The following is a 419-nucleotide window of genomic DNA, read 5'->3' as shown; positions in this document are numbered from 1 at the left end:
TACTCAGGTTCAGAATGAGCGAAACAATATCACCCATGGCACGACGGCCGTGCAGCACCGCCATAACACAGCCCAATGGCCAGTATCATTCCAAAACCCATTAAACCCAGTGGTGCTGGGTTGGAAAGGTTCTCTGCCTGCATTAGGAAACCTCTTTGTGCTGAAATAAAAAGCCGTTACTGTATAGACCATTTTGTTGCATCATTGCAGGAGTTTTTGTAGTGGCCATTCTCAAGCGATCTTTGGCTCACTTTGCCGAAGCTGGCATGGATGCCGGGATATCAACACGGAAGGTTGCTATGTCAGGAACCCACTTGTTTGGTAACCTGATGCTTGCCCTGCTGGACGGCAGCAGAGCGAGTGCTTTTAGGGCGCTGAAACAGTTGTTGATGTTCTGGCAGAAAAACGGGAAGAGAGAA

The 419-nt window shown here is 48.9% G+C and carries 1 protein-coding gene; it reads left to right on the top strand.

What is annotated here, in order from left to right; all coding sequences use genetic code 11:
• Positions 1 to 221 precede the first annotated feature (221 nt).
• A partial coding sequence (locus E1189_RS00365; RefSeq protein WP_155158170.1) for a hypothetical protein occupies positions 222 to 419 on the top strand: 198 nt, incomplete at its 3' end.

The organism is Parendozoicomonas verongulae (genome assembly GCF_009711465.1).
Taxonomy (GTDB): domain Bacteria; phylum Pseudomonadota; class Gammaproteobacteria; order Pseudomonadales; family Endozoicomonadaceae; genus Sansalvadorimonas; species Sansalvadorimonas verongulae.
This window is presented reverse-complemented; position numbering and strand designations above follow the sequence as displayed.